9 protein-coding genes are annotated in these 12,214 nt (G+C 71.8%); 5 read left to right on the top strand and 4 right to left on the bottom strand.

Going from position 1 to position 12,214, the window contains the following annotated elements:
* Window positions 1-185: 185 nt before the first annotated feature.
* The 3 genes from MMB17_RS04875 (at window position 186) to MMB17_RS04865 (ending at window position 5,057) form a co-directional block, all read left to right on the top strand.
* Window positions 186-935, top strand: a complete 750-nt coding sequence (locus tag MMB17_RS04875; protein ID WP_241101271.1) for a GntR family transcriptional regulator — start codon at window positions 186-188, stop codon at window positions 933-935.
* Between the two features lie 45 nt (window positions 936-980).
* Window positions 981-2,027, top strand: a complete 1,047-nt coding sequence (locus MMB17_RS04870) for a threonine aldolase family protein (protein ID WP_241101270.1) — start codon at window positions 981-983, stop codon at window positions 2,025-2,027.
* A gap of 72 nt (window positions 2,028-2,099) precedes the next feature.
* Window positions 2,100-5,057, top strand: a complete 2,958-nt coding sequence (locus MMB17_RS04865; protein ID WP_241101269.1) for an FAD-binding and (Fe-S)-binding domain-containing protein — start codon at window positions 2,100-2,102, stop codon at window positions 5,055-5,057.
* Between the two features lie 44 nt (window positions 5,058-5,101).
* Here MMB17_RS04865 and MMB17_RS04860 read toward each other — a convergent pair whose 3' ends face one another.
* From MMB17_RS04860 to MMB17_RS04845, 4 genes are all read right to left on the bottom strand, one after another.
* Window positions 5,102-8,197: an efflux RND transporter permease subunit gene (locus MMB17_RS04860; protein ID WP_241101268.1), complete on the bottom strand. Its 3,096-nt coding sequence runs from the start codon at window positions 8,195-8,197 to the stop codon at window positions 5,102-5,104.
* A gap of 62 nt (window positions 8,198-8,259) precedes the next feature.
* Complete coding sequence (locus MMB17_RS04855; RefSeq protein ID WP_241101267.1) at window positions 8,260-9,492, bottom strand: efflux RND transporter periplasmic adaptor subunit; 1,233 nt, start codon at window positions 9,490-9,492, stop codon at window positions 8,260-8,262.
* On the bottom strand, window positions 9,489-10,118 hold the full coding sequence (locus MMB17_RS04850; RefSeq protein WP_241101266.1) for a TetR/AcrR family transcriptional regulator: 630 nt from the start codon (window positions 10,116-10,118) through the stop codon (window positions 9,489-9,491). Before MMB17_RS04850 ends, MMB17_RS04855 begins: the two co-directional genes overlap by 4 nt.
* Complete coding sequence (locus MMB17_RS04845) at window positions 10,115-10,432, bottom strand: hypothetical protein (RefSeq protein WP_241101265.1); 318 nt, start codon at window positions 10,430-10,432, stop codon at window positions 10,115-10,117. Before MMB17_RS04845 ends, MMB17_RS04850 begins: the two co-directional genes overlap by 4 nt.
* 241 nt (window positions 10,433-10,673) lie before the next feature.
* Between MMB17_RS04845 and paoA the strand changes: the two genes are divergently transcribed.
* Together paoA and MMB17_RS04835 are read left to right on the top strand one after the other, a co-directional pair.
* A complete protein-coding gene (gene paoA / locus MMB17_RS04840) occupies window positions 10,674-11,267 on the top strand; it encodes an aldehyde dehydrogenase iron-sulfur subunit PaoA (protein WP_373325075.1) in 594 nt (197 codons plus the stop codon).
* Window positions 11,264-12,214 carry an FAD binding domain-containing protein gene (locus tag MMB17_RS04835; protein ID WP_241101264.1) on the top strand — a complete coding sequence of 317 codons (951 nt, stop codon included), beginning with the start codon at window positions 11,264-11,266 and terminating at the stop codon, window positions 12,212-12,214. Before paoA ends, MMB17_RS04835 begins: the two co-directional genes overlap by 4 nt.

Raw genomic sequence — 12,214 nt, 5'->3', positions numbered from 1 at the left:
CGTAGGCCGAGGGGCGTGGCCCGCATGACCCGGCTCGTAGCACAAGGCCACCCCGTCGCGCGTGCCGGCAAAGGGATCGCGGCGTCGGTCCTGAGGCCGCAAAATGCATTCATTTTTTTGAGAGTGAGCGGCATTCCGCACGCAGTTTCGTCGACGCGCACCTATTCGGCTGGTAGAGGCGGGCCATGATGCTCGAACCGCCTGCCGGCGCTGCTGCCGACGAGGGCTTGGCCCCGCCCTCCGCCCCGGCGGGCGAGGTCTGCGGAGCCCCCTCACTGCACGATGCCCTGCTCGCCCGGCTGCGCGACTTCGTCGTCGAGGGAAATCTGGCGCCCGGTGCCCGGGTGCCGGAGCGCCTGCTGTGCGAGCGCTTCGGCGTCTCGCGCACGCCCCTGCGGGAGGCGCTGAAGGTGCTGGCCGCCGAGGGGCTGATCGAGCTCCTGCCGAACCGCGGCGCCCGGGTGCGCCAGCTCGGGCCGGAGGAGCTGGTCGCGCTCTTCGACATGATGGGCGGGCTCGAGGCGCTGGCGGGCCGCCTCGCCTGCGAAAAAATCGCCGAGCCGGCCTTCGCCGATATCGAGCGCCTGCATCACGAGATGTACGGCTTCTACCTGCGCCGGGATCTGCGCGGCTATTTCGCATGCAACCAGGCGATCCACGACCGCATCGTCGAGGCCGCCGACAACGAGCCCCTGCGGGCGGCCTATGCCAATGCCGCCGGGCGCCTGCGCCGGGCCCGCTACGCGGCCAATCTCGACGCGAACCGGGACCGCTGGGGCGAGGCCATGCGCGAGCACGAGGCGATCCTCGACGCCCTGCGCCGGCGGGCGGGCGACGAGCTCGGCGACATCCTGTTCCGGCACCTGCGCAACAAGCGCCGCGCCGCGGCGCCGCGGGAGAACGCGCCGCCCCCGCCGGATCGCTCCGACGGTTGAGCGGGCTCCGCTTCCTCGACATTGCATGCAAATTGGCCCGCCGCCATGATCGATTTGTACAGCGATACGCAGACTCGGCCCACCGCGGGCATGCGCGCGGCGATGGCGCAGGCCGAGGTCGGGGACGAGCAGTCGGATTCCGATCCGACCACCCTGGCCCTGTGCGCCCGCGTCGCCGCGCTGCTCGGCCAGGAGGCGGGGGTCTTCATGCCCTCCGGCACGATGTGCAACCTCGTCGCGATCCTGGTGCAGACGCGGCCCGGCGACGAGATCATCGTCGACGATCAGTCCCACATCTACAACACGGAGGCGGCGGGCTCCGCCGCGATCGGCGGCGTCTCGGTCGCGGCCCTGAAGACGCCGGCGGGGCTCTTCACCCCGGAGGCCTTCGCCGCCGCGATCCGGGCCCCCGGCCGGACGGCGCCCCGCTCCGCCCTGGTGTCGGTCGAGCAGACCACGAGCTTCTCCGGCGGGTCCGTCTGGCCGCTCGAGGCCATGCGGCGCATCCGGGACATCGCCCATGACCGGGGATTGAAGGCCCATATCGACGGCGCCCGCCTGCTCAACGCCGTCGCCGCCACCGGCATCGCCGCCAGGGACTATGCCGAGGGCTTCGACAGCGCCTGGATCGATCTCAGCAAGGGGCTGGGCTGCCCGGTCGGCGCCGTGCTGTGCGGCCGCCGCGCCTTCGTGACGGAGGCCTGGCGCTGGAAGTACCGGCTCGGCGGGGCGATGCGGCAATCCGGGATCCTGGCGGCGGCGGGCCTCTACGCCCTCGACCATCACCTGAGCCAGCTCGCCCGCGACAACGCCCATGCGGCGCGCCTGCGCGACCGGATCGCGGACGTGCCGGGCCTCGCCCTCGAGGCCGGGGCGGCCCAGTCGAACATCCTCTGTTTCTCGGTGGAACCCCTGGGGGTGACGGCGGCGGCCTTCGCCGAGGCTTGTCTCGCCGAGGCGGTCCGCCTGCGGGCCATCGGCGCGCATCAGATCCGCGCCACCACCAGCCTGCACGTGGACGCGGACGGCATCGACCGGGCCGCGGCGGTCATCCGCGCGCAGGCCGGACGCCTCCATGTCCCGCGGGGATAGCCCGCCCGACACCCCCCGATCCCGATTGCGCCGGGCCAATGCCTGCCCGGCCGCCGCGCGAGGATGCCGATCATGACCGCCACGGCCGAGCCGTCCCTCTCGCCCCGCGCGGCGGCACGCCGGAACGCGGGGCTGCCGCGGCGCTTGGCCGAGGCGCTGCGGGGCGAGGCGCGCTTCGACGCCTTCACCCGGGGCCGCTACGCCACCGATGCCTCGATCTACCAGATCATGCCGGCGGGCGTCGTGCTCCCGAAGAGCGCCGACGACATCGCCGCGACCCTGCGGATCGCGGCCGAGCACGGCGTGCCGGTGATCCTGCGCGGCGGCGGCACCTCGCAGAACGGCCAGCCGATCGGCTCCGGCCTGGTGGTCGATTGCTCCCGCCACTTCAACGGGATCACCGCCTACGACCCGGACCAGGGCACCGTGACGGTGGAGCCGGGCCTGGTGCTGGAGCGGCTCAACGCCCGGGTGAAGGCCGATGGCTGGTTCTTCCCCGTCGAACCCTCCACCGCGAGCCGCTGCACCATCGGCGGCATGGCCGGCAACAATTCCTCCGGCGCCCGCTCCCTGCGCTTCGGCAAGATGAGCGACAACGTGCTCGCCCTGGAGGCGCTGCTGCCGGACGGGGAGGCCTTCGGTTTCGGCCTCACCGGCAACGCGGCCAGCGGCGTGACGGGCTCGGACCGGGCCGCCGATCTCGCCCGGCGCCTGCTGAGCCTGGCGGAGGCCCACCGCGACGAGATCGAACGGGTCTATCCGAAGGTGCAGCGCCGGGTCGGGGGCTACAATCTCGACGCCCTGATCGCCCCGCGCCCGAACCTCGCGCATCTGCTGGTCGGCTCTGAGGGCACGCTCGCGGCCACCACCGCCGTGACCCTGAAGCTGTCGCGGCTGCCGGCCCACCGGGTCATGGGGGTCTGCCACTTCCCCTCCTTCCGCGCCGCCATGGAGACGACCCGGGCGCTGGTCGATCTCGGGCCGGTGGCCGTCGAGCTCGTCGACAACAACGTCCTGGTGCTCGGCGCCGACATCCCGCTCTTCCGCGCGACGCTCTCGGACATCACCCGCGGGCGGCCGAACTGCCTGCTGCTGGTGGAATTCGCCGGCGACGACCGCGCCGCGCTGCTCCGCGACCTGAAGCGTCTCGACGCCTGCATGGCCGATCACGGCTTCGCCGAGGCGGTGGTGGCGGTGCCCGAGCCCGCCCGGCAGAAATCTGTCTGGGAGGTGCGCGAGGCCTGCCTCAACATCATGATGTCGATGAAGGGCGACGCCAAGCCGGTCTCCTTCATCGAGGATTGCGCGGTGCCCCTGGAGCACCTCGCCGACTACACCGACGCGGTCACCGAGGTGTTCCACCGCCACGGCACCCGCGGCACCTGGTACGCCCACGCCTCGGTCGGCTGCCTGCATGTGCGCCCGATCCTCGACATGAAGCAGGGGGGCGACGTGGCGCGGATGCGGGCCATCGCCGAGGAGGCCTGCGCGCAGGTGCGCCGCTTCAAGGGATCCTATTCCGGCGAGCACGGCGACGGCATCTCGCGCTCGGAATTCGTCGCCCCGATGTTCGGGGAGCGCCTGACCCGCGCCTTCGAGGCGGTGAAGGACGGGTTCGACCCGGAGAACCGGCTCAATCCCGGCAAGATCGTCCGGCCCCTGCGCATGGACGATCGCAGCCTGATGCGCTTCCGGCCCGGCTACGCCGTGACCGAGCCGCAGACGCCCGCCCTCGACTGGTCGGACTGGGGCGGCTTCGGCGGCGCGGTCGAGATGTGCAACAACAACGGCACCTGCCGGAAGCTCGTCGGCGGCGCGATGTGCCCGTCCTATCGCGTCACGAAGGAGGAGCAGCACCTCACCCGGGGCCGGGCCAACACCCTGCGCCTCGCCATGTCCGGGCAGCTCGGGCCGGACGCCTTCACCGGCCCGGAGATGAAGCGCACCCTCGATCTCTGCGTCTCCTGCAAGGCCTGCCGGCGCGAATGCCCCACTGGGGTCGACATGGCCAAGATGAAGGTCGAGTTCCTGCATCACTACCATGCCCGGCATGGCCTGCCGCTGAAGGAGCGGCTGGTGGCGGCCCTGCCGCTCTATGCCGGCGCGGCGGCGCGGCTGGCACCGCTCCTCAACCTGCGCGACCGGGTCCCGGCCTTGGCCCGGCTCTCGGAGCGGGTGGCCGGCCTCTCCGCCCGGCGCTCCCTGCCGCGCTGGGGCCGGCCCTGGCGGGAGACCGGCCCGTTCGCGCGGCCGCGGGATGTCCTCGCAGACGGCTTCGACGTCGTGCTGTTCGGCGACACCTTCAACCGCGCCTTCGAGCGCGAGAACCTCGAAGCGGCCGAGCGGGTGCTGCGCGCCACAGGCTACCGCCCGCACCGCCTCCGACCGCCGGGCGGGCGCCGACCGCTCTGCTGCGGCCGGACCTGGCTCGCCTCCGGGCAGACCGACCGCGCCCGGGCCGAGGCGCGGCGCACCCGCGACGCGCTCCTGCCCTACGCGCAGGCCGGGGCGCGCATCGTGGGGCTGGAGCCCTCCTGCCTCCTCACCTTCCGGGACGAATTCGCCGCCCTACTGCCGGGGCCGGAGACGGAGGCGCTCGGCCGGGCGAGCTTCCTGTTCGAGGAAGTGCTGGCCGCCGACCTGAAGGCCGGCCGGATCGTACTGCCGCTGGCCGACCAGGGCGGCCGGGTCGCGCATCTGCACGGCCATTGCCACCAGAAGGCCTTCGGGGCGATGGGCGCGGTGGAGAGCGTGCTGCAGGCGGTGCCCGGCCTCGACCTGCGCGTCATCGAATCGAGCTGCTGCGGCATGGCCGGCGCCTTCGGCTACGGCGCCGACACGATCGACGTCTCCCTCGCCATGGCCGAACTGTCCCTGTTCCCGGCCCTGCGGGCCGCCGGCCCGGACGATCTCGTGGTCGCCGACGGCACCAGCTGCCGCCACCAGATCGGCGACGGCCTGGGACGGGAGGCCCTGCATGCCGCGCGGGTGCTCGACGGGGCGCTCCTCGTCCGAGCGCCGGCCGCCTGAGGCGTCCCGCCCTCGTGCGTCCCCCGCCGCGGGGGGAGCGGGCCTCAGGCCGGGCCGGCTGCGGCCTGGGTTCTGTCGCCCGGCTCGTCCCGTGGTCCGACGAAGCGGCCGAGGAGGCGCCCGAGGAGGCGGGACAGGCTGTCCATCAGCAGGAACACCGCCGGCACGAAGACGAGAGAGAGCAGCGTCGAGACGATGAGGCCGGCGATCACCGCGACCGCCATGGGGGCGCGGAACTCGCCGCCGATGCCGAGGGCCATCGCCGAGGGCACCATGCCGGCGGCCATGGCGATGGTGGTCATGACAATCGGCCGCGCGCGCTTGCGGCCGGCATCGACGATGGCCGTCACCCGATCGACGCCCGACCGCATCTCCTCGACGGCGAAGTCCACGAGCATGATCGCGTTCTTCGTCACCAGCCCCATCAGCATCAGGATGCCGATCACCACCGGCATCGAGATCGGCATGTGGCAGATCAGCAGGCCGAGGATGGCGCCGCCGATGGAGAGCGGCAGCGAGAACAGGATGGTCAGCGGCTGCAGGAACGAGCCGAACAGCAGCACCAGCACGGCGTAGACCATCATGATGCCGGCGCCCATCGCCATCAGGAAGCCGGAGAACACCTCCTGCATGATCTCGGCGTCACCCGTCTGGCGGATGGTGACGCCCGGCGGCAGGCTCTTGGCGGTCGGGGTGGCGAGCGCCTGCTCGATCAGCGAGCCCAGGGCGTCGGAGCCTTCCATATTGGCCTCCACCGCCACGCGGACGGCGCGGTCGTAGCGCTCGATGGCGCCGGGGCCCTGGTCGAGTTCGATGTCGGCCACCGCCGCGAGCGGCACGGCGGTGCCGTTCTTGGCCGGGACCTTCAGATTCTCGAGCCGTGAGACCGCGCCGCGGGCACTCTCGGGCAACTGCACCCGGATCGGCACCTGCCGGTCCCTGGCGTTGAACTTGGCGAGATTGATGCCGATGTCGCCGATGGTGCCGACCCGGACGGTTTCGGCGATCACGTCGGTGGAGACGCCGAGATCGGCCGCCGCGCCCTCCTTCGGGCGGATGCGCAGCTCGGTGCGGTTGAGGGGCGCCGTGGACATCACCGAGACGAGGTGCGGGATCGCGGCCATGTCGCGCTGAAGCCGGGCGGCGACGTCAGTCACCACATCGACATCGGGGCCGCTGACGACGAGGGCGAGGTCCCGCTGGCCGCTGTCGCGCAGGGTCCAGGAGCGGATGTCCGGCTCCTCCGCCAGCAGGCCGGCGATCTCGGACTCGAGGGTCCATTGCCGCTTCGCCCGCTCGCTCTTCGGGCGGAGATTGACGATCAGCGTGGCGAGCCGCGTCTCCTTCTTGCCGCCGGCCTGCCGGCCGCCATCGACGAAGACCGAGGTGACCTCGGGCAGGGCGCGGATCCGCGCGACCACCCGGTCGGCGACGGCGATGGTGTCGGGAAGCCGCGCGCCCGGCGCCAGCTCGATCATGAACAGGGTGCGGGCATTGTCCTGCTTCGGGATGAAGCCCGAGGGCAGGAGCTTGGTGGACATGATCGAGCCCGCGAACAGCGCCAGCCCGACCATCAGGGTGATCCACTTGTGGCGCACCGACCAGCCCACCAGCCGGGTATAGGCCCGCATCACCGGGCCCTCCTTCTCCTCGGCGTGGCCGTGATCGCGCAGGAAATAGGCGGCGAGCAGCGGGGTGATCAGCCGCGCCACCAGCAGCGACATGAACACCGACACCGCGATGGTCAGCCCGAACTGCATGAAGTAGCGCCCGGCGATGCCCCCCATGAAGGAGACCGGCGCGAACACCGCGATCAGCGTCGCGGTGATGGCGATGACGGCGAGCCCGATCTCGTCGGCGCCCTCGATCGCGGCGCGATAGGGCGACTTGCCGAGCCGCATGTGGCGCACGACGTTCTCGATCTCGACGATGGCGTCGTCGACGAGGATGCCGGTCACCAGGGTGATCGCCAGCAGGCTGATGCCGTTGAGGGTGAAGCCCAGCGCATCCATCGCCCAGAAGGTCGGGAACACCGAGAGCGGCAGCGCCACCGCCGCGATCAGGGTCGCGCGCCAATCGCGCAGGAACAGGAAGACCACGATGACGGCGAGCGCCGCCCCCTCCATCAGGGTGTGCATGGCCGAGGCGTAGCTGCCGCGCGTCGCCAGAACCGAGGAATCGATCTCCTCGAAGCGGATATCGGGGTAGCTCTCGCTGAACTCGGCGATCTTCTTCTCGACGCCGGCCGCGACCTCGGCATCGCTCGCGCCCGAGCCGCGGGAGACCGCGAAGGCCACCACCGGCGCGCCGTTGAAGCGGGCGAAGGTGCGCGGCTCCTCGATGGAATCCTCCACCGTGGCGAGGTCGTCCAGGCGCACCTTGCGGCCGCCGGGCAGGACGATGGAGGTCGCCTTCAGGTCGCGGAGGGTGCGCGAGGCGGCCAGCGTCCGGATCGACTGCTCACGCCCGCCGACTTCGCCGCGCCCGCCCGCCAGATCGGCGGAGGTGGCGCGCACCTGCTTGTTCACCTCGGCCGCCGTGATGCCGAGGGCGAGCAGGCGGTCCGGCAGCGGCGTGATGCGGATCTCGCGGGCGACACCGCCGACGCGCTCGACACCGCCGACCCCCTTCACGCCCTGAAGCGTACGGGCGACCTTGTCCTCGACGAACCAGGACAGGTCGGCCGGGGTCATCGCCGGAGAGGTCACGCCGTAGATCAGGATCGGCAATCCGGTGATCTCGACCCGCTGGATGATCGGCTCGTCGATGGTGCGGGGCAGGTTGATGCGGATCTTCGAGATCGCGTCCTTCACGTCGTTGACCGCCCGGTCGGTGTTCACCTCCAGGCGGAACTCGACCGTCGTGACCGACGAGCCCTCGGTGATCGCCGAGGTGATGTGCTTGACGCCGCGCACGCCGGCGATCGAATCCTCGACCCATTTCGTGACCTGGGTCTGCAACTCGGACGGGGCGGCACCGCCCTGCGTGATCGTCACCGAGACGATCGGCACGTCGATGTTCGGCATGCGGGTGACCGCGAGCCCCCGGAAGCTGACGAGGCCGAGCACCACCAGCACGAGGAACAGGACGAGGGGCGCGATCGGATTCCGGATCGCCCAGGCGGAGATGTTCAGGCGCATCGGGGCAACCCGTCGGTGAAATCGGTGCGAAGCCCGCGCGGGTGCCGCGCGGGGAAGGGGGTTCAGCGCGGGCCGGCGTCGGCCGTGGCCTGGGGCGACGGCGCGGTGGAGACCGCCGCCGGCGTCGCGCCCTGCCGCGCGACCGGAACGGGGCGGACCCGGTCGCCGTCCCGCAGGAAACTGCCGGCGCGGGCCACGACCCGCTCGCCCTCGGTCAGGCCGGTGCGGATCTCGATATCGTCCTCGTCGGACAGGCCGGTGCGGACCTCGCGGGCCTCGACCTTGTCGTCGGCGACGACGAGCACGGAGCTGCGCTTGCCGCCGCCATAGAGGACGGAGGCCTGGGGCACGGTGACCCCGTGGGTGCGGGCGAGCTCGACGGCGCCGCGGGCGAAGGTGCCGATGCGCAGGCGCGGATCGGGATCGAGGCGCACGCGGACCTTGCCGAGGCGGCTCGCCTTGTCGACCTCCGGATAGACCGCACGGACGCTGCCGGCGACGCGCTCGCCCGCGCCGATCTCGATGAAGGCCGGATTGCCCTCGCGCAGGAGCGGCAACTTGGTCTCGATGATTTCGGCCTCCAGCTCGATCTCGCCGCGGGCGATCAGCCGGAACAGGGGCTCGGCGGCACTCGATGCGGTCATGCCGACGCGGGCGGTGCGGCGGCTGACGATGCCGGCCTCCGGCGCGCGGATCTCCGTGCGGGCGAGGCGCAGCTCCAGTTCGTCGCGCACCGCCCGGGCCTGGGCCAGATCGGCCTTGGCGATGGCGAGCCCGTTGCGGGCGAAGGCGAGCTTGCCCTCGGCCTGGCGGAGGGCGGCGGTGCGGCTCTCCATCAACGCAGCGGTCGTGTTGCCCGTCTGCATGAGCTGCCGGGCGCGCTCGTAGGCCAGGCGCGCCTCGGTCTCGGCGGCCTCCGCCTGCTCGATGCTGTTCTGGGCCTGGGGCACGGCGGCCGCCGCCTTCTCGATCAGCGCGTTCTGCTGGGCGAGTTGGCGGTCGATCAGGTCGCGGGAGAGCCGCGCGAGCACCTGCCCGCGCTCGACGCGCATGCCTTCCTCGGCGAGCAGATCGACGATGCGGTAGCCGTCGATCTCGGGCGAGACCAGGATCTCGTCCCGCGGCACCAGCGTGCCGGTCACGACCACGCTCTCCACGATCTCGCGCCGGATCGCCTCGACCACGCTGACCACGGGCACCGGAGCGATCTTCGTCGGAGCCGTCTCGGCCCCGGCGGGTACGAGGCCCAGGGCCAGGAGCAGGAGGGCGGGGGCAAGCGCCCGAACGAACGTCATCGGCCGGTCTCCGTAACGGCGCGGGGGAGCGAGCCGGACAGGCCCGCATCGATCAGGGCGTGAAGCTGCGCCACCGCCGGGCCGGCATCGTAGTCGGGCGTCAGGGCCCGGCTGACGATGATGCCCTTCATCAGCGGCGCGACGGCGTCGAACAGGGCCGCCGGGTCGCAGGCCGGGGAGGTCTTGATCGCCTCGAACATCTCGATGAGCCAGGTCCGTCCCTCCTCGTCGCCCCGCTCGACCAGCGCACCGATGGCCGGGTTGCGGGTCGCTTCCGCCCAGAGGTCGAGGCGCAGCACCGCCGCTTCGCGGGTGAGGTCGTGGAAGAAGCGGGCGAGAACGGTCATCAGGACGGCGCGCTTGTCGCCGGCCCGCTCCATCGCCTCGACCAGGACCGCGCCGCGCTCCCGATCGCGCTCGGCGAGGCCGAGGACGATCGCCTCCTTGGATTCGAAGTAGCGATAGAAGTTGCCCGGGCTCATCGAAGCCTCCCGGGCGAGGTCGAGCATGGTGGTGCGGTGGAAGCCGTTGCGCACGAAGCAGGCTTCCGCCGCGTCGAGGATCTGCGCGCGCCGGGCGGACGAGCCGTTCCGGGTGTCGGCGATCGCCTGGGCCTGCAGGCTCACGAAGCGGCGTCCTTCGCCGCGGCCACGGGTTGCAGGCGGCTCTGGTCCTTGCCCGGATCCCGGCCGAACTCCGCGCCGAGAGGGACCGTGCCGCAGGCCTGCGGCCGGTCGACGAGATCGGCGCAGATCCGCGCCTGCCAGCCCTTGGGGCCTGTGCCGCTCCAGACGACGAGCGCCGCCCAGGCGACGGCCATCACCGCCAGCACCGCGAGATTGCCGCCGCGGCAGAGGTCGCGGAACTGCCGCAGGGCGCCGCCCGGCCCATCGCCGACCATGGGTGCAGGGGAGCGGAGGGTTGTGTGAGGGGCGCGCATCCAGGCCTCCCGAGACTGCGAGGCAGCATAATGAACGTTCATTCTCGTCGCAAGAATGAATGTACATTCTCGGATTGCCGATCCGAGGCGGGCATCGTCGCCGCACCTTGGAGCCGATCGAGGAGATGTGAGGTTTGCCCCGGGTGAGCCCTCGGGCCGGCTTGGCGCTGGCCGTCCCCCATCAGGTTCGGAGAGCGCGATGCCACGTCTGGGAGATCTCGACTTCAACCGGAGGGACCTGATGGTCGGCGCCTCCGCGGTGGCGACCCTGGCCGCGATGCCCGCGCGCGCGGGCGCCACGGCCGCTGACGCGGACGTGCCGGTCCTGGCGAAGGTCGCCTTCACGGTGAACGGACAGCGGCGGGAGTTGGAGCTCGACACCCGCACCAGCCTGCTCGATGCGGCGCGGGAGCACCTGCACCTGACCGGCTCCAAGAAGGGCTGCGACCACGGCCAGTGCGGCGCCTGCACCATGATCGTCGACGGGCGGCGCATCAATGCCTGCCTGACCCTCGCGGTCATGCATCAGGGCAGCACGATCACCACGATCGAGGGGCTCGGGCGCCCCGACGACCTGCATCCGATGCAGGCCGCCTTCATCAAGCATGACGGCTACCAGTGCGGTTACTGCACGCCCGGCCAGATCTGTTCCGGCGTGGCGGTGCTCGACGAGATCAAGGCCGGCATTCCGAGCCACGTCACCGCCGACCTGAACGCCGCCGCGGCGGTGACCGAGGACGAGATCCGCGAGCGCATGAGCGGCAATATCTGCCGCTGCGGCGCCTATTCCAACATCGTCTCGGCGATGACCGAGGTCGCCGGGAGGCGCGCATGAAATCCTTCACTTACGAGCGCCCCGACACCCCGGCGGCGGCCGCGGTTGCCGTGGCCCGCAGGCCGGAAGCCAAGTTCATCGCCGGCGGCACGAACCTGCTCGACCTGATGAAGCTGCAGATCGAGACGCCGACGCATCTCGTCGATGTGAACGGACTCGGCCTGGACCGGATCGAGCCGACGTCCGAGGGGGGCCTGCGCATCGGCGCCCTGGTGCGCAACACCGATCTCGCCGCCGATCCGCGCGTGCGCCGGGACTACGCGGTGCTCTCCCGCGCCCTGCTCGCCGGCGCCTCCGGGCAGCTGCGCAACAAGGCGACGACCGCCGGAAACCTGCTCCAGCGCACCCGCTGCCCGTATTTCTACGACACCGCGCAGCCCTGCAACAAACGCCAGCCCGGCTCCGGCTGCGGGGCGCTCGACGGCGTCAGCCGGCAGCTCGCGGTCATCGGCGGCAGCGAGGCCTGCATCGCGACGAATCCGGGGGACATGGCGGTGGCCCTGCGCGTCCTCGACGCGACCGTCGAGACCGTCGACGCCGCGGGGACCGAACGGACGATCGGCATCGCCGACTTCCACCGCCTGCCCGGCGACAGGCCGGAGGTCGACACCACCCTCAGGCCCGGCGAACTCGTCACCGCGGTGACCCTGCCGAAGCCGGTCGGCGGAACGCAGGTCTACCGCAAGGTCCGCGATCGGGCCTCCTACGCCTTCGCCCTCGTCTCGGTGGCGGCGATCGTCCAGCGGGACGGCACGGGCCGCGTGGCCTTCGGCGGATTGGCGCACAAGCCCTGGCGGGTCGAGGCCGCCGAGGCCGACCTGCCCCGCGGGGCGAAGGCGGTCGCCGAGGGCGTTCTGTCGGGCGCCAGGCCCACCCGCGACAATGCCTACAAGCTGAAGCTCGCCGAGCGGACCCTCGGTGCCGCGCTCAACCAGGCGAGGAGCTGA

Origin of the sequence: Methylobacterium organophilum, from assembly GCF_022533465.1 — a bacterium.
In the GTDB taxonomy this organism is placed as follows: Bacteria; Pseudomonadota; Alphaproteobacteria; order Rhizobiales; family Beijerinckiaceae; genus Methylobacterium; species Methylobacterium organophilum.
This window is presented reverse-complemented; position numbering and strand designations above follow the sequence as displayed.

Coding starts and splice junctions, on each gene's coding strand:
- MMB17_RS04875 (WP_241101271.1), top strand. CDS start 186: ATGATGCTCGAACCGCCTGCCGGCGCTGCTGCCGACGAGGGCTTGGCC.
- MMB17_RS04870 (WP_241101270.1), top strand. CDS start 981: ATGATCGATTTGTACAGCGATACGCAGACTCGGCCCACCGCGGGCATG.
- MMB17_RS04865 (WP_241101269.1), top strand. CDS start 2,100: ATGACCGCCACGGCCGAGCCGTCCCTCTCGCCCCGCGCGGCGGCACGC.
- MMB17_RS04860 (WP_241101268.1), bottom strand. CDS start 8,197: ATGCGCCTGAACATCTCCGCCTGGGCGATCCGGAATCCGATCGCGCCC.
- MMB17_RS04855 (WP_241101267.1), bottom strand. CDS start 9,492: ATGACGTTCGTTCGGGCGCTTGCCCCCGCCCTCCTGCTCCTGGCCCTG.
- MMB17_RS04845 (WP_241101265.1), bottom strand. CDS start 10,432: ATGCGCGCCCCTCACACAACCCTCCGCTCCCCTGCACCCATGGTCGGC.
- paoA (WP_373325075.1), top strand. CDS start 10,674: ATGGTCGGCGCCTCCGCGGTGGCGACCCTGGCCGCGATGCCCGCGCGC.
- MMB17_RS04835 (WP_241101264.1), top strand. CDS start 11,264: ATGAAATCCTTCACTTACGAGCGCCCCGACACCCCGGCGGCGGCCGCG.